This window comes from Oligosphaera ethanolica, from assembly GCF_030814695.1.
Lineage (GTDB): Bacteria > Verrucomicrobiota > Lentisphaeria > Oligosphaerales > Oligosphaeraceae > Oligosphaera > Oligosphaera ethanolica.
Genome location: NZ_JAUSVL010000001.1, coordinates 5,641,259 through 5,659,317, shown reverse-complemented (window position 1 = coordinate 5,659,317; position 18,059 = coordinate 5,641,259). Strand labels below are relative to the sequence as shown.

Sequence of the window (18,059 nt, the reverse complement as noted above, 5' to 3'; positions counted from 1 at the left end):
GAAAGCGTGCGCCGCCCTGGGTAACGCGCCATTATCGCTCGTGTTCCTCGGCCTCTTTGGTCCCAGTCGGCGAAGCTGACTGGGGCCAAAGAGGCAATGGAACTCACTTTTCTTGCTTGCACTGTCGCACCCTTTCGTATAACATCGATAAGGAAGACGTGTTCCAGGGGGTGCCACACAACGCAACCCCTGGCTGGTATGTTGCACGCTTTCAACGTGCCTGGGTATAGTTGTAAACGTAATTTTCGAACAGCCCCTAATTTCATTACCTTGTTAGAAATATAACTCTCTTGCTTACATTTTTAGCATATTTAAGTTATACACCGCCCACGATTTTATGAAAAATCGGCATGCCTATTGGCTAAAATAATTTTGGTGCTTCAGGCAATTCCGTGGGTTGCAAATCTGAGTGCGGGTGCTAGTTGGCGGCCTCTGGCAGCAGGTTAAGTTTCCCGCAATGAAACAGAATTGCATTGCGTAAAGATTCCTTGTTTTTGAAACCACAAGCACTTCTTTTGACAGCCTCAATTTTGCTGTTCAGCCCCTCGGTCGGGGCATTGCTGACCCCATGTTCGATTGCAGCCACTATGCCACAGAAGTGGTTTTTCAGCGTATGGGCGGCTTTTGCCATGTCCGGAATTTGTGAATGCGTCGCCCACCAGTACCAGTGTTTGAAATACTTCGGTGTCTCTTCTTTGTCGGGGCAAGTTGTCCACATGTCGCGAAGGTTTTCCTTGATTGCCCATGCCCGCGCCGTTTTCATGGCAATCTGTCTAACTTTTTCGAACCTGGCCTTGTTTTTGTCAGGAAGATTCTCCCTGCCATACAGAAAATCATGGCGCGCTCCGAACATGCTTTTCTTGTCCTCATCGCTCATCGTGGCCTGTTCTTGCTTTCGTGTGCTGTCCACTGCCTTTTGGACGACCTGCATCACATGGAAATGATCAAAACACAGTTCGGCATTGGGCATGAAGTTTGACGCGATACGCTCATACCCCGCACTCATGTCCATGGCCGCGATCTGGACGTTTTGCAAACTTTCCTTGCGTTTTTCAAACCAGGGGCTGATGTCATCAATGCGCCGCTTGTCCACCACGTCAAACACGCTCCCATTGCCAATGTCAGTGATAATGGTGAAATAGCGATGTCTGGAAAACACCTGCTTCTCGTCAAGTCCCATGATGACCGGCGTCGTATCGCCACGTCGCTCAAGCCCTCGCTTGACGGCCCGATCGCGGATACTTTCCAACCTGTCCCAAGACACCCTCGTTAGTCCGGACGCATCGGTCAAATTGGAGGCCTGCATGGTCTTGATGCACTTGCTTTCCATCTTGTATGTAATTGAGATCTGTGAATCAGCCAGAGGAAAGTCGCTGTTGACGATCCCATGCTTGGGGCATTGAACTCGGGGAATACGGGCATGAAGGTAGGTCTTGCACTCGCAGGTGTCCAGATGTTGCCAGGTTCTTTCCGGAGCATGGTCGTAAGTAGGTGATGGGGTGCGACAGGCATGACACGAAAAGCGATAATGCTCCTGATGGATCAGCCAGACGTCAACACGGGTACTGTCGTCGGAAATTTCGACCTTGGAGACAGTCCAGGGCGATGGCGGATTAATCACGCGTTGATAAAACGATTCCAAGTTCATGGCGGACTCCCATGGCTCAATGTGAATGACGAGGTCAGGTGATTGACTGGGCATTGCGTGGCCATGAGGTAATGAAACACAAAAATGATCGGGTGCAACAAAAGTGAAGGCATTCTTGCAATAACAAGAAACACCGAAGCGGAAGATTGCCCCGACTGCCTTCCATACAAATTGACATGGAAAGCTGGGCGGGCATCATAATTTGAACATTAATTGATCGTTGAATATCAATTAGTTACACTATTTTATGCGTACGATTAGATGGCTTTATTGCCCCATGTGACAAGGCGTTGTCGTGATTCTAAGCACAAAACGTCGAAAAATCTACCCACTAAGTTTCCTGAAGAGCCAAAAAAAAGTCGATGCAGTTGGGGCTGTCCGAGAACGAGGTGAGCTTATGAAGGGGGAGCAGTCCGAACCGCAGCTGCCTCTGACACGCAAATGCGAGTTGCTTGGCGTACCCCGTTCCAGCTTTTACGAGCAGCGCATCAAAGCCTCAACCATGCTTTCCGCCGCGGACGAGACGTTGGTATTCGAGATTGACCGTATCTATACGAAGACGCCTTTTTACGGCAGCAGGCGAATCACGGCTCAGCTCCAGCGCGAAGGCTATGTGGTCAATCGCAAGCATGTTCAGCGCCTGATGCGCATCATGGGCATCATGGGCATTGCTCCCGGAATCATGACCAGCAAGCCCCACCCGGAACACCAAGTCTACCCCTACCTGCTCAAAAACCTCGTCGTGACGCGTCCGAACCAGGTCTGGAGCACTGACATCACCTACCTCCCACACGCGCCCGGCACCATGTATATGGTTGCCATCATCGACTGGTACAGCCGCAAGGTGCTCGCCTACCGTTGCTCGAACACAATGAATGCCGACTTCTGCGTGGCCGCTTTGGAGGATGCTTTCAGGGAGCACGGGAAGCCGGATATCTTCAACACCGACCAGGGCAGCCAGTTCACCTCGGATGCCTTCATTGCCGCCCTGAAGGCGCGCGGTGTCGCCATCAGCATGGATGGCCGGGGGCGGGCCTTCGACAACATCTTCATAGAGCGCTTCTGGCGCAGCCTCAAGTACGAATGGCTGTATCTGCACTCGTTCAAGGATGTTTTCAGCATGAAAGCCAGTTTGGCCAACTACATAGACTTTTACAACCAACGCCGCCTGCATGAGGCCCTCGGCTACCAGACGCCGGACGAGTGGCACACTTCCGCCCCCTGCGGGGCGGACTTCAATTTAGGGCTGCTCAGCCGCTCTCCTGCGGAGATGCGACCTGCGGCTTCGCAGCCAAATGCCTGCGTGAATCCATGAGCCCACTGATAATTTGTTCGTTTTTGTCCTTGACTTGGGGTCCACTTCAGCTATCTGTAGCGCTTCAAGTGAAATAGGACCAGTGGCTCATTTTGAATTAGGAGACCTCCTGGTCGCGCGACGAGGGTTATCCATAGGCGGCGGCTCCGACTGCGGGTAACTCTGACTTGTTCAATGATCTGACGCCATGGCCCTCCCGGGCCAGGTTGATTTGGCGGCGGTACAATCGGCCGCGTTCGAGTTTTGCTCGCCGTTCCGCCATGCGGCGTTTGGGATCGCCACGAAAGTACTCGGCAGGCTCAATATAACGCAGACCGGCGTGCAGGCGGCGTTCATTGTAGTCGTCGACCCAGGCGGCAATGACGTCCAGGGCTGCCAGATAGTGTGGTGGCAACTCTTCGCGCAGGGCCGCGCGGGTGCTGCGGTGGTAACGCTCAATGATGCCGTTGGACTGTGGGTGGGCAACGCGACAGAGAATATGCTCCAGTTCGGAGCGTTCAAGCAGTTTCCGGTACTCACGGCTCGTGTATTGGCTGCCGTGGTCACTGACAATCTGGGGTTTGACGTCGGGGTACTTCTCCAGTGCCTCAAGCTGCACCAGAGCAACTTCTTCGGCGGTCATGTTTGGCAGCAGACGCCAGTGCACGATGTAACGGCTGTAGGCATCAATGAAGCTCACCAGAAAGTACCAGGTATTGCCCACACGCAGGTGCATGATGTCGGTGTGCCACCTCTGATGCGGCGCAGTTGGCGGTGGCGGGGCATCGCCCGTACCGCGACAGGGGGCCGCTCAGCGGCTGAGCAGGTTTTCCGAGTCAAGGATGCGGTAGACGGCCGACTCGCTCAGGTGAGCCACGCCCTGGTCGGCCATCTGCCAGTCCAGCCGCGTTATTCTTGGCCTATTCGGCCTGTAACCGCTCAATTTCGGCTTCGGCGGCCCTCTCCTTGCCCCCGCTCCTGTCCACGAGTCCGTCCTTCGCTCTTGCTCGCAGCTGAGCCTCCCAGCGATAAATCGTGCTGGCAGAAATGCCGTGTCGACGGCACAGTTCCGCGATGCTGCCCCCAGGCTGATGCGCTTTCTTGATGATACCGTACTTCACTTTGGCGCTGAATCTGCAGAGCCAGTTCAGGTGACTTCCTCTGGTTCCGCCTTTCAACATAACCGCGAGCAGGAAAGTTTCCTCATGCAAAATCCGCTTGTGGTCCTGTTTCGACTGAAGCTATACAGCATTCTCACTTCCAGAACTGCCACCACTTCTTTTCGGAATCATCTGGGCGTCCTATACCGCCTAATTGCATGTCGCGGACTTTCCTCCACTTTGCCCGTTTCGCAGGATCGTCTGGTGCAGTTGATGGACAAGCTCCAAGGAGCGGATAGGGCGCGCCGCACACGGAACACTTACCGTGGTCAGCACATTTGCCACAAAGGACCGCGTAGCATTCACCACAAATGCCCAGCGGATTCATCGTGATTACGACTTCGCCGCGCACAAACGGCCTCATGTCTTCCGGTACATTCTCAATCCCTGAGATCCGGTCAGACGAACCGCATTTGTCACACCGCAAGCCACTCATGACAACCTGCCTTCTTTCACTAGCGTCCCATAGGCGATGGCGGAACCACTCCAACATCACATCGTTGGCCATCATTGTACACGGTAGGGGCTTGAGTGTCAACCCGCGCAATCCGCAAAAGACGAGTACTGACATCGGTGCCGTCTGCCTGTAGCCTACAGGCGCAAGAATACAAACCAAGGCGCGTGACCACACTACCGCGAGGCCTGCGAGATGAGCTTTAACCCCCCTGTGGCAGATCGTCCAGTGGGGCTACCCGACCAGATCGCGCGGGAGGCGCAGGCGGACATCAGGTCGTTCGCCTGCACAATCCACGTGCTGGCCCTGCTCTATGGCCAGATCACCCGCTCGGGCAGCTTGAATGAGATATGCGACGCGTCTCGGCTGCACGAGCCCGAGTTGAACCACATACGGGCGCGCCGGAGGGGTGGATGCGTTGCTGGGGACGCTGCTGGCAGGGGCGTGAGGGACGGAGACGGTCGCCTGCGGATGGCCTTTGCTCGGACTTAGGCGTCAAAATTTAACCCAAACCGCTCATATGTCGTACGAAGCCTCTCAATGATGTCGACTCTTGAGACGCCGTTCGCATGAAGAATGCCGGCAAGGTTATCAGCAGCCGATCTCGTGCATGGATGAGAGCACCGTGCCTGACGTGAGAATTCCAACGAGGTGCACAAGGCGCGTTCAGCATAGAGTTCGGATTCGTGCGTATGTCCCGATTTGTGCAGGAGAAAGGAAAGCGGCAGCAACTTGTAGGGCATGTTCATCAGGTTCGGCGGAGATTGGCTTTCGTCCATCTTCAAGGCACGCCGAATGAGCGCTTCAGCTTCCGGCATCCTGTTCAGGGATATGAGCACAGCGCCCAGATTGTTTAACGCGATGGCCACTTTCGGATGCACAGCCCCATAGCAACTCTCCAAAACCTCAGCCGATTGCCGTAAGAGAGGCTCGGCTTCAACGACCCGGTCAGTCATCCTCAAAAGTTGGCCCAGGTTGTTTAGGGAAACCGCTGTCTGGGGGTGGTTGGGGTTCAGACGCTGCCTGTCGATCGACAAGGCTTGGCGCATCAATTTCTCCGCCTCGGGAATGCGTTTCGTAGCCTGCAACAGCTGCGCCAAGTTGGTGAGCATGATCGAAACTTTCGGATGCATGGGGCCGAAGCGCGTCTGGAGAACCGCTAAGCACTTCCTCTGCATGGGCTCCGCCTCTTCCAGACGCCCTGCCAACTTGAGGAGAACGCCTAGATTGCACAACGCACCAATAGTGACAGTGCGGTTGATCCTGTCAGACTCCGCATCGATCATGAGCGCACGACGCAACAGTGTTTCGGCATCATGGAAATGGCCTGCGCGCTGGTGTAGCTGTGCCATCGTGTTGAGTGCGCGAGAGACGTGCGGATGGACGTCACCGTATGTCTTTTTGAAGGCAGCCAACGCCGACTGAGCAAATCGCTCGGCCTCCTGGACGCGATCCACCTCAAGCAAGAGGTCCGCCATCCTCAGAAGAGCGACAGCAAGCTTGGGACTGTCGGAACCGTAGAACCGTTCATTGATCGCCAGCGCACGCTGCACGAGCGGCTCGACGTCCCGGCCACGGTTCATGTCCTGAAGAATTGTCGCGAGACGAAGAAGGTCTTCCGCGGTTCTTGGATGCTCGGTACCGAAGTTGCGTTCCGTGATCCGCAATGAGCGTCCCATCATGGCTTCGGCCTCCGTGAGGCGGAAATTATCTTGGGCCAACTGGGCGAGCGTGCCAAGCACGGTGGCGACCGAAGGATGATCGGGGCCGCAACAGACTTCGTTGATGGCCAGCGCACGCCGCGACAGATCCTCAGCGTCCGCACTTCGGTTCAGGGCTGCAAGTACCCCGGCCAAGTTGTCGAGGCGGATCGCCACGTTGGGGTGCGATAAGCCATAGTAAGCGGTCTCAATCTCCAACGCCCGGCGCATCAATGGTTCGGCATCCAAAGCGCGGTCCATTTCCAGCAACAACATCGCGAGATTGCTGACGCACCTGGCAACCGCTGGATGTGCTGGGCCATAGTTTACCTCGTCGATCGCCAAAGCCTGTCTGATGAGCGTCTCAGACTCGGCTAGACGACCGGCATCCTGCAGGATGATCGCCAGATTGTTCAAACGCAGAGAGACGTTCGGGTGCGTTGGCGAGAACTCTTGACGGTACTCCTCCAGGGATGTCCTCATCAACAATTCCGCCTCCCCATGGAACGCCAGAGAGGACAGAAACAGGGAAAGTTGATTAGCCACATAGGCAGCGCGCGTGACCGTTGGCTTGGGTGCTTTCAGCCACACGTTGAAGGCGTGAACATAGGACTGGGCGAGCGTGTTGTCGTCGTGCAAGGTTACTGTCCAGTAGCGTCGCAGTTCGTCTTCGTTGAGGTCAAACAGAAGCACGAAGCGGCCAACATCGAGAAGGCAGGTACGCAGGCGATCTCTGGCTTCGAGTTTCGACAACAGCCAGGGAAGTTCGTCGGCTTGACGGATATCCACTGGACGGGCCTCAAAAAGGTCCGCCAGACGCAAGCGCAAGGCACACACGGTTTTGGGCTTGGAAAGGTACCTGTGCTGCACAGCCGTGCGCAGGTGTTCGTGCGCGAAGGCCAGAACGCCGTCGCGGTCCACCAGGCCATCCTCCAACGCGCAGCGTAACGGCGACCAGAGCGCCGCAGGCAGCTGCATCTGTCCGGCCGGTTTCAATGCCTCCAGCAGTTCCGGTTCAGTCAGGCCGCGGCGGGCGGCCCAGAGCAGCGACAGCGCCTCGCGGACCAGCCCGGGGCGGTCGCGTTCGTAGTCGTGTTCGAAACGGGTTAGGATCTTGCCCAGCAAGGCGGGGATGTCGGCGGCTTTGAGATAATAGTCGATTTGCTGGTCGAGCTTTTGGTAGTCGCCGGTGACGCGCAGATCGTCAAGCAGGGTCTTGATATAAAGCGGGTTCGAGGCCGCCGCGACGCCGGCAATCCTGCGCGCGCGATCATTGGAAAGGCCCTGGGCGAAGTGTTTGAGGTACCGCGCGATCAACTCGACGCGTTCGTCCGGGGTGAGCGGCTCAACGGTGAACGCGGGCCAGCCGCGCGGATGGAGGGCGTCGAAGGTGTCGCCGGGCAGGGTGGAGACGATCAGTCGCAGTTCGCCGGGCAGGCGATGCGGCAGCCAGGCCAGCAGCCGGCCGCGGTCGCGGTCTTCGAGCTGGTTGAGTGCGTCGAGTACAAGGACAGCCCCAACGCCTTTCTGCTTGGCTGTTACGGCAAGGCGACCAAGGTAGTCGGGGAAGACCTTGATGATCTCATCGGCATGGGCGGGAATCTTCCTTTCTTCTTCCTCCAAAACTCGTGCCCCGGATGGATCGTCTGCACCACACCAGCGGATGATGGCCACCATCAGCCGGCGCATCAGGGCGAGGTGAGCCGCGCTCATGGCGGAGCTGCCAATGTAGTGCTGGAAAACGAAGTCGCCGGGGCGCGCCTGGCGCCAGCGCGCTACCCAGTTGGCCAGCAGCGCGGACTTGCCGCCGCCCGACGCGCCCAGAACGGTCAGGGCGCAGCCTCGCGCGCCATCGCGGGCATAGGCGTCCAGCCGGTCGAAATAGGCATCGCGCCCGACATAGAAGTCAGTGCGGCGGCTCTTGGCGTATGCTTCGTGATCGCGGTCTTCACGCGACCAGACGTCGGGCACCTGGTCGGCCGGGAACGCAGCGTTAATGGCTGCTGTGAGGTCGGTGAGCACGAGGTCCGCCAGGGCACGGGGATCGGCGTAGTTCTCGCGCAGGGGGATTTGCTTGGCCGCGCAGACCGCCTTGACCTTCTGTTTCAGCGCGTCCTGGCGGGTGGGCCGGGTGGTGTCCTCTGATAGGTAGTCGCCGCCCTTGGACGCGGCGTGTTGCGGGTCGCGGAAGTAGAAGAAGGCCCGCCCGGCCATCTCGGGGGCGTTGTGCACGCCGTGAAGGATTTCCAGTTCGGTGACGCTGTGTTTGGCGACCTCGTTCTTCAGCCAATCTTCTTCATCAAGGAGCGCCGGGGGAAAGGCTTCCGGGCCGGGAGTCCAGCCGTAGCGTTCGCCCAGCAGGCCGATGAAGAAGGGGCGGCAGCGCTTGATCTCCGCCAGGCAGTGGCGCAGGGTCTCATTGCGCTGCGACTGCTCCTCGGTCACGCCCCAGCGCAGGTCCACCTCGACGAATTCCACTGCGCGTCCTCGGCAGATCCTCCGCAGGGCCGGCCAGACCCGGGCCATGAGTTCGTTGCGGTCCTCGACCATGTCCTTGAAGGTGGAGGAGACAAACACGCGGACGACGCGGTCCTTGGCGGCCGCGGCTTTCGCTCCCGGGTCGGCGGCGGCGGCCGGGCGCGAAACCGGGGACAGGGATTGAGCTGAAGCCGGCGTTGATGGATCGGCGGGTGCCGGATTAGAACGCGGTGTAGCCGTGTCCGGTTCGTTGCGCCCGATAAAGTGTCTCCAAAGGCTCATGATTTTCTCCTTCTTTCGACAAGGCCTTTTCTATTCTGCTGGCTCTTGATGAACGCGAGCAGTTCCTGGAACAGGGCCGGATCGTCGCGTTGGAGTCGAGCGGCGATCTCCTGCAGCTTTGACTGATCGCGCATGATCTCATTAAGCACGGCGAGCAGTTTGGGCGAGGGGCCGCTTCCGGTCTGCTCGCCTGCTCCTCCAAGATCGACCCCGTAGCGCTCGGTCAATTCTGCCACTGTGGATAGAATCTCGTCCTCCGGCTTGCCCATCGCTTTAAGTAGGTTGGCGTAGTTGCCCAACGTGCCCCGCAAGTGCGGGTGTGGATGGCCCGTGGCACGGGTGAAGTTGAGGACGATCTCCACGCTACGCCGCATCAGGGGTTCGGCCTCCGCGAGCCGGTTGGTGGCCTCAAGCAACCGAGCCAGGTTGTTGAGGCTAGCGGCGACGTTCGGATGGTTCTCCCCGTAGCTTTGCTCATTGATCTTGAGGGCGCGGCGCATCAGGGGTTCGGCCTCCGCGAGCCGGTTGGTGGCCTGAAGCAACTGAGCCAGGTTGTTGAGGTCTCTGGCGACGTCCGGATGGTTCTCCCCGTAGCTCTGCTCATCGATCTTGAGGGCGCGGCGCATCAGGGGTTCGGCCTCCGCGAGCCGGTTGGTGGCCTTAAGCAACTGAGCCAGGTTGTTGAGGTCTCTGGCGACGTCCGGATGGTTCTCCCCGTAGCTCTGCTCATCGATCTTGAGGGCGCGGCGCATCAGGGGTTCGGCCTCCGCGAGCCGGTTGGTGGCCTGAAGCAACTGAGCCAGGTTGTTGAGGTCTCTGGCGACGTCCGGATGGTTCTCCCCGTAGCTCTGCTCATCGATCTTGAGGGCGCGGCGCATCAGGGGTTCGGCCTCCGCGAGCCGGTTGGTGGCCTGAAGCAACCCCGCCAAGTTGTTGAGGCGAATGGCGACGTCCGGATGGTTCTCCCCGTAGCTCGTTTCATCGATCTTGAGGGCGCGCCGCATGAGGGGTTCGGCCTCCGCGAGCCGGTTGGTGGCCTGAAGCAACTGAGCCAGGTTGTTGAGGTCTCTGGCGACGTCCGGATGGTTCTCCCCGTAGCTCTGCTCAGCGATCTTGAGGGCGCGGCGATAAAGGGGTTCGGCCTCCGCGAGCCGGTTGGTGGCCTCAAGCAACCGAGCCAGGTTGTTGAGGCTAGCGGCGACGTTCGGATGGTTCTCCCCGTAGCTTTGCTCATTGATCTTGAGGGCGCGGCGCATCAGGGGTTCGGCCTCCGCGAGCCGGTTGGTGACCTGGAGCAAAGCCGCCAGGTAGTTGAGGTCTCTGGCGACGTCCGGATGGTTCTCCCCGTAGCTCTGCTCATCGATCTTGAGGGCGCGCCGCATCAGGGGTTCGGCCTCCGCGAACCGGTTGGTGGTATGAAGCAACCCCGCCAAGTTGTTGAGGCGAATGGCGACGTCCGGATGGTTCTCCCCGTAGCTCGTTTCATCGATCTTGAGGGCGCGCCGCATGAGGGGTTCGGCCTCCGCGAGCCGGTTGGTGGCCTTAAGCAACTGAGCCAGGTTGTTGAGGCTAGCGGCGACGTCCGGATGGTTCTCCCCGTAGCTCTGCTCATCGATCTTGAGGGCGCGGCGCATCAGGGGTTCGGCCTCCGCGAGCCGGTTGGTGACCTGGAGCAAAACCGCCAGGTTGTTGAGGCTAGCGGCGACGTTCGGATGGTTCTCCCCGTAGCTCGTTTCATCGATCTTGAGGGCGCGCCGATAAAGGGGTTCGGCCTCCGCATGAAGCGCGGCTCGATGGAGGAAAAGGGCAAGTTCATTCGCGGCGTAGGAGACGGCGGTGGTTTCACCCTTGCCTCCAGCCCAAGCATCGAAGGACTGCAGGTAGGGCTGGCCCATGGCGCGTTCTTCCTTGAGCGCAACCCAGTAGCCCGAAAGCTCGGTTCCTTGCTGACCCTCGCGCTCCCGAATCAGCAGAAATCGGCCAATATTCAGCAGACAGGCGCGCAGGCGGACAAATGATTCGGTCTGGTCCAGCAGCCACGGCAGTTCGTCGCAGGTGCGGCGGGTGGGCGGCAGCGGCTCGAAGTAGTCGGCTAGCCGCAGGCGTAGGGCGTCGAGGGTGTCCAGGTCGTTGGCGAAGGCCTGCTCCACGGCCAGGCGGAGGTAGTCATGGGCGAAGGTCAGAACCTCATCGCGGCTGATGAGAAACTCATCCACCGCGGCGCGGAAGGGCGACCAGAGCGCCTGGGGGAGTTGGGGCTGGCCGGCGGGTTTGAGCAGCTCCAGCAGTTCCGATTCCGCCAATCCCCGGCGGGCGGCAAAGATCAGGCCCAGGGTCTGCCCGACCAGATTGGGGCAGTCGCGGTTGTAATCCCGTTGCCAGCGGGCCAGGACTTTGCCCAACAGCGCGGGGATGTCGGCGGCGGCCAGATATTCCCGGATGCGGGCCTCCAGCCCTTCGAAGGTGCCGGTGATGCGCAGTTCATCCAGCACGATCTTCAGATAGAGCGGATTGGCGGTCTGGGGAGCGGCGATCAGGATCCGGCGGTGACGGTCATCCAGTTTCTTGCCGTAGCGGGCGAGGTAATGGTTGATCATGCCATCGCGCTCGGTGGGGTTCAGGGGCTCGACGGTCAGTTTCTCCCACCGGCGGGCTTCGGCGGCCGCCTGAGCCGCGCCGGACAGGGTGGAGGTGAACAGCCGCAGTGGGCCGTTGAAGGAATGTTCCGGGAGACAATGAAGCGAATGGGCCTGGTCTTTGTCTTGGAGCTGGTTGAGGGCATCCAGCACGAGGATGCAACGCACGCCATCCTTCTGGGCCTTGGCCCTGGCCTTGGCGAGCCAGAGAGGAAAGTCACGCAGCAGTTCCTCGGGTTTGGCAGGGATTTCATCCGGGTCGCCCGTCCAGCGTTTGATTTCCTGCGCCAGACGGCGGACCAAGGAAATGTGGTCGGCACTGTCGGCGGTGCTGCCGATGTAGTGCTGGAAAACGAAGTCGTTTTTGTGGGCATCGCGCCAATGCTTGAGCCAGTTAGCAAGGAGCGCGGACTTGCCGCTGCCGGACTCGCCCAGCAGAATGAGCGGGCCGCCATCGCCTGCGGCATGCCGGTCCAGACGCTGGTAATACTCCGGGCGTCCGATGTAGGTGCGGCGGCGACTTTGGGCGTAGGCCTCGTGGCTGTTGGCTTCGCGGGCGAGCGAGTCGGGAAGCTGGTCGGCCGGGAATTGGGCATTGATGGCGGCGGAGAGTTGGGTCAGAACCTGGGACGCCAATTCCTTGGGCGTGGCGTAGGGTTCCAGCAGGGGGATGTTCTTCGCCGTGCAGGCGGTGCGGATGACCGCCTTTAGGTCAGTCTGTTTCTGGGCATCGGCGGGAGTCTCGGAGAGGAAGTCGGCTCCCCGGCTATGGGCATAGGCGGGATCGCGGAAGTAGAAAAAGGCCCGGCCGGCCATCTTGGGATTGTTCAGCACGCCGTGGAGAATCTCCATTTCGGTGACGCTCCGGCCCTTGAGTTTTCCGACCCAGGGCTGCTCTTCCTGCAAGTCGGGCGTGAAGGCGGCGGCGGGCGGCGTCCACCCATAGCGCTCGCCCAGGATGCCGATGAAATATGGCCGGCAGGCGCGGATCTCATCCAGGCAGAGCTTGAGCGTCTCTTTGCGGGTGCTCTGCGCTTCGGTGACGCCCCAGCGCAGATCCACCTCAACGAACTCCACCTGGCGCTCTTGGCAGAGTCGGCGGAGTTGCGGCCAGGTATGGGCCATCATTTCGTCGCGCTCCCGCATCATGTCGCGGAAAGTCGAGGAGATGAAGACGCGGATGCGGCGGTCGGTCTGGGCGTCCGCCTGAGCAGCAGATGAGAGGCTTGGCGCAGGGTGAGCCGGAGCCGGCGATGAAGGACGGCCGCCAGCGGACGACGCCTGTGAAGGCTTTGATTGTGCCGACGAAGAAGCCGGATCGCCCTTTTTGCCGAAGATTATTTCCCAGAGGCCCATCGTATTGACCTTTCTGTTTGATTACCAGGATCAGCGGATATCACCTAGACTCTGTTTCGGGGTCACGAAAAATCCGTAATAATTATACTTGTGTTGATCTCAAAAATCGTTATGTGCGAATTCCGGTGATGAAAAATGATTGTTGATAAAGTACTTCTGTGTCATGTCCTGCTTGGGGCAGCATAGACAGTGTGTTGCTGATTCTCGTCTTGGAGCTGGCGCCCCCGGCCCCTGACGCCGCTTGCCGCGGCCTTGCCGCGGCTGCTGCGCCGCCCCTGCCGCTGCTGCTGCGCCGTCCCTGCCGGGACGCGGCAAGACTGCGCAACACGGCGAAGGACGGCAAGGACTATGGAACCTCCCTCACGATCCGGAAGCCAATACTGATGTCCCCCAACAACGGCCTGCGCCCAAGTCGGGCCGCCGAGCGGTAGCACCAGGACAAATAGTTGTTGCCGCCGCCCCGGAGATAGTTGTTGCCGCCGCCCCGGAGGAGGCGGAAAGGGCCACCGGCAGCGCCTTTGGGATCGGTCTGCTTGTCCTGGCTGTATGGCCCAGCCCAGTCCTGACACCATTCCCAGACGTTGCCGTGCATGTCATAGAGCCCCCAGCGATTGGGCTTCAGCTTTCCGACCTCGTGCGTTGCGTCGCTGGCGTTCCCGCCATACCACGCATAGTCTTCGATCCCAATTTCGCCTTCGAGCTCGTCCGACCAGTGCCAGGAGAATTCCTGCTGGCTGCCGGCCCGGCAGGCGTATTCCCATTCCGCCTCAGTCGGCAAGCGGTACGTCACCCCCGTCTCTGTTGCCGACAGCCTCTCGCAGAAGGCCACTGCGTCCGCCCAACTGACGCAATCCACCGGCAGCGCCGCTCCCCGGTAAAAACTCGGATTTGTGCCCCTGACCGCCTCCCATTGCGCCTGCGTTACCTCCGTTACCCCCAGGTAGAATGGCTGGGTGATCTCTACCTCGTGCTCAGGTCTTTCGCTGAAGAAATGGGACATTGCTTCCTCGTCGACAGGCCCTTCGTTGTCGTCTCCCTTCTCCGAGCCCATGCGGAATGTCCCGGCGGGAATCAGGCGGAAACGCATCCCAATCGTGTTCACGACTTCCTCACCCGCCACTACCGCATTATGCTCCGCCGCCTGCGCGCGGTACGCCTCCCATTTGGCGATGCGCTCCAGCTGCAACGCCTCTTCGGTCCTGCGTTCCAGCTGCAACGCCTCTACGGCCCTGCGTTCCTGCTCCAACGCCTGTTCGGCTTTGCGCTTCTGCTCCAACGCCTCTTCGGCCCTGCGCTTCTGCTGCAACGCCTCATCAGCGAGGCGCTCTTCTTGCCGCTTTGCCTCTTCGGCGAGGAGCATCTTCTGCCACGCCTCTTCGGCGAGGCGCATCTTCTGCCTTGCCTCTTCGGTATCGCCCTGTACAAGGCCCATCGCTACGATCCGGTAGCCCAGATTGACGCCCCAGTAATGCGGCTCCATCCTTAGTCGGGCCACCGAACGGCAGTCTCCGGAAGGGCATAAGTAGCTACCGCCCCGAAAGACGCGTTGATCCCCACTGACAGCTCCTTTGGGATCGATTTGCCTGTCCTGGCTGCATGGCCCAGCCCAGTCCTGACACCATTCTGAAACGTTGCCGTGCATGTCATAGAGTCCCCAGCGATTGGGCTTCAGCGTCCCGACCTCGTGCGTTGCGTCGCTGGCGTTCCCGCCATACCACGCATAGTCGTCGATCCCAATCTCGTCTTCGAACTCACCCGACCAGTGCCAGGAGTATTCCTGCTGGCTGCCGGCCCGGCAGGCGTATTCCCATTCCGCCTCAGTCGGCAAGCGGTACTTCACCCACGCTTCCTTCGCCGACAGCCTCTCGCAGAAGGCCACTGCGTCCGCCCATTTGACGCATGCCACCGGCAGCGCCGCCCCCTTGCTATATCTCGGGTTTGAGCCCATAACCGCCTCCCATTGCGCCTGCGTTACCTCCGTTACCCCCAGGTAGAAGGGCTGGGTGATCTCTACCTCGTGAACGGGCATTTCATAGTCGTATCCCTTCTCCGAGCCCATGCGGAACGTCCCGGCGGGAATCAGGCGGAAACGCATCCCAATCGTGTTCACGACTTCCTCACCCGCCACTACCGCATTATGCTCCGCCGCCTGCGCGCGGAACGGCATCCATTTGGCGATGAGCTGCCTCTTCTTCTCCGCCTCTTCGGCGAGGCGCTTCGCCTGCTCTGCTTCTTCGGCAAGGCGCTCCGCCTGCTCTGCTTCTTCGGCGAGGCGCTTCTTCTGCCTCGCCTCTTGCCACGCCTCTTTGGCGATGCGTTTCATCTGCTTTGCCTCTTCAGTGTCGCCCTCGACAATGCACATCCTCACGAGGCGGAAGCCAAGATATCTCCTGCTCCACGGTTCGCGCCCGCTGCGGCTCGCCGAGCGAGAGGCAGCGTAAGAGTCGCTCCAGTCGCCACCACGGGCGACGCGGAGAGAGCCGACGGCAGCACCTTTTGGATCGGTTTCTTGGTTTTCGCTGTAAGGGGCATACCAATCCTGACACCACTCCAACACATTGCCGTGCATGTCATATAACCACCAGGGATTTGGCTTCTTCGTGCCCACCGGATTCGGACCACTATCGCTGTTATCGGCGTGCCACGCCATCTCGTCAAATTCGCGGGCATAATCGCCAGTCGTACCAGCTCGGCATGCATATTCCCACTCGGCTTCGGTCGGAAGTCTGAAGGTGCCGAGGCCCCTGCCATTGAGCTTCTCAATGAACAGCTGGCAATCCCCCCATGCGACTTCATCTACCGGCAACGTCGGCCCCTTGGACTCACTCAGTTTCCAGCCCATGACCGCTTCCCATTGCGCCTGGGTCACTTCATATTTGCCAAGATAAAAGGGTTGTGAGATCGTCACCTCGTGAACCGGTTGCTCATCATCTTCACTATATTCGGAGCCCATCAGAAACTTGCCTGGCGGTATAAGAACGAGATCAAGCATAACCCCGCCACCGAGGTCCAGGCTGCGTGCCCAGATGCCATCAACCCCGCCACCAAGGTCCACACTGATCGTCGATTTTCTACAGGAGCAGCAAAACAGGCTTGCCAAGATCATCAACAATACAGCTAACTTCTTATTCATCGTCCAGCCCCCTTTTGTTGCGTTCATTGTGATAACAGTTGATTAACTGACTGTCCCTTGAATTCGACATCAGCAACGTCGTACTGGGTAAACACTATTGCGTGCCTGGGGCTAAATCGATTGCGAGCCTGCCGCTCCTCGTCTTGGGGTGTCGTTCCTGGCCCCTGCCGCCGCTTGCCGCGGATTGCCACTGCGGCGGCTTTGCCGCCCCTGCCGGGACGCGGCAACGCCGCGCGACACGGCGAAGGACGGCAAGGACTACTGAACCATCATGACGAGGCGAAAGCCAAGAAAGTCGCTCCTGGAGCAAGGCTGAGCTGCGGCGCGGAATGCCGCACTGCAGTATATGGGAGAGAAGAACCAACAGCCGCCCCGAAGGACACAGTCGAACCCCCAAGTGCCTATGGGATCAATCTGCATTTCCTGTCTATAGTCGACGTACGAGTCCTGGCACCATTCCATGACATTTCCGAGCATATCATAGAGGCCCCATGGATTCGCCTTCTTCATACCCACCGGATGCGTCATCTTGCCGCTGTTGTTATAGTGCCAAGCCATTTCGTCAAGATCCCTTGTGTAATTATCTGTTATGCCCGCTCGGCAGGCGTACTCCCACTCGGCTTCCGTCGGCAGCCGGAAGGTGCCGAGCCCCTTGCCATTGAGCTTCTCAATGAATTCCTGACAATCGTCCCATGAGACGCATTCCACCGGCAACGTCGCCCCTTTGAACTTACTCGGGTTTGAGCCCCTAACCGCCTGCCATTGCGCCTGGGTCACTTCATACTTGCCAAGATAGAACGGCTGCGAGATTGTTACCTCGTGTTCCGGACTCCCATGAATCGCTCTCCAAGACCCCATCATAAATTTCCCCGGGCGTATGAGAACAAGAACAAGAATAACCCCGCCACCAAGGTCCAGGCTGACGGCCCCGGTGCCCTGTTCAAACTCCAACCTGACAACGGGCCTGGTGCCCTCTGCACGCTCCGAATTGACAACGGCCCCGGTGCCCTCTGCACGCTCCGAATTGACAACGACCCCGGTGCCCTCTGCACGCTCCCTAACGAGGCGGAAGCCTAAAAGGTTATCCCGCCCCGCCGGAGAGTTCCCGCAGCGGTACGTCATACGGCTGGACAGATAAGTGTCGCCCCAGCCGCCCCAGCCGCCCCGGACGACGCGGAGAGACCCAACGGCAGCACCCTTGGGATCGGTTTGCTTGTCTTGGTTGTAAGGGGCATACCAATCCTGGCACCATTCATACACATTCCCGAGCATATCGTGAAGACCCAAAATATTGGGTTCCTTCGTGCCCACCGGACTGGTAGTATCACCGATGTTCCTACGGACCCAAGCCATTTCGTCCATTTTTACGGTGTAATCCCCGGTCGTGCCGGCCCGGCAGGAATACTCCCACTCGGCTTCGGTCGGAAGTCTGAAGGTGCCGAGGCCCTTGCCATTGAGCTTCTCAATGAACACCTGGCAATCTTCCCATGAGACATTTTCCACCGGCAACGTCGCCCCCTTGAAGTAACTCGGGTTCGCCCCCATCACCGCCTCCCATTGCGCCTGTGTCACCTCCGTTACCCCCAGGTAGAAGGGCTGGGTGATCTCCACCTCGTGAACCGGTTTGCCACCATAGACATTGTTTTTAGACCCCATCAGAAACTTGCCAGGAAGTACGAAGACGAAGTCAAGCATAATCCCACCACCAAAGTCCAGTCTGCAGGCTGCGGTCCTATCTGCAAGCTCCGACTTGACGTTGGAGCGGGATAACAGGCTTTTCAAGACCATCAAGAGTTCAGCGAACTTTCTCTTCATTCATCCCCCCCTTTTTACCTTCATAATGATAACAGTTGATTAACTGGCAGTCCCTTGAATTCGACATCCACAACGTCGTACTGGGTAAACACTATTGCGTGCC

7 protein-coding genes and 1 pseudogene are annotated in these 18,059 nt (G+C 59.2%); 1 reads left to right on the top strand and 7 read right to left on the bottom strand.

The features are described from left to right. Positions 1 to 418: 418 nt before the first annotated feature. On the bottom strand, positions 419 to 1,702 hold the full coding sequence (locus J3R75_RS19530) for an ISL3 family transposase (protein WP_307265355.1): 1,284 nt from the start codon (positions 1,700 to 1,702) through the stop codon (positions 419 to 421). A gap of 241 nt (positions 1,703 to 1,943) precedes the next feature. On the opposite strand from J3R75_RS19530, the gene J3R75_RS19525 reads away from it, so the two are divergent. Beyond that, the gene (locus J3R75_RS19525; RefSeq protein WP_307265352.1) at positions 1,944 to 2,963 is read left to right on the top strand and encodes an IS3 family transposase; all 1,020 of its coding nucleotides are present in this window, start codon (positions 1,944 to 1,946) and stop codon (positions 2,961 to 2,963) included. A gap of 127 nt (positions 2,964 to 3,090) precedes the next feature. Here J3R75_RS19525 and J3R75_RS19520 read toward each other — a convergent pair. The 6 genes and pseudogenes from J3R75_RS19520 to J3R75_RS19500 form a co-directional block, all read right to left on the bottom strand. Next, positions 3,091 to 3,699: pseudogene (locus tag J3R75_RS19520) on the bottom strand (transposase); the annotation flags it as partial. A gap of 163 nt (positions 3,700 to 3,862) precedes the next feature. Beyond that, on the bottom strand, positions 3,863 to 4,123 hold the full coding sequence (locus tag J3R75_RS19960) for a transposase (RefSeq protein ID WP_370882412.1): 261 nt from the start codon (positions 4,121 to 4,123) through the stop codon (positions 3,863 to 3,865). Between the two features lie 921 nt (positions 4,124 to 5,044). After that, on the bottom strand, positions 5,045 to 9,016 hold the full coding sequence (locus J3R75_RS19515; protein WP_307264562.1) for a tetratricopeptide repeat protein: 3,972 nt from the start codon (positions 9,014 to 9,016) through the stop codon (positions 5,045 to 5,047). Further along, complete coding sequence (locus J3R75_RS19510) at positions 9,013 to 13,008, bottom strand: tetratricopeptide repeat protein (protein ID WP_307265350.1); 3,996 nt, start codon at positions 13,006 to 13,008, stop codon at positions 9,013 to 9,015. The genes J3R75_RS19515 and J3R75_RS19510 overlap by 4 nt, the downstream gene beginning before the upstream one ends. A 346-nt stretch (positions 13,009 to 13,354) precedes the next feature. Then, entirely contained in the window at positions 13,355 to 16,141 is a 2,787-nt protein-coding gene (locus J3R75_RS19505) for an SUMF1/EgtB/PvdO family nonheme iron enzyme (RefSeq protein ID WP_307265348.1), read from the bottom strand. 258 nt (positions 16,142 to 16,399) lie between these two features. Further along, on the bottom strand, positions 16,400 to 17,956 hold the full coding sequence (locus J3R75_RS19500) for a formylglycine-generating enzyme family protein (protein WP_307265345.1): 1,557 nt from the start codon (positions 17,954 to 17,956) through the stop codon (positions 16,400 to 16,402). Positions 17,957 to 18,059: the final 103 nt, after the last annotated feature.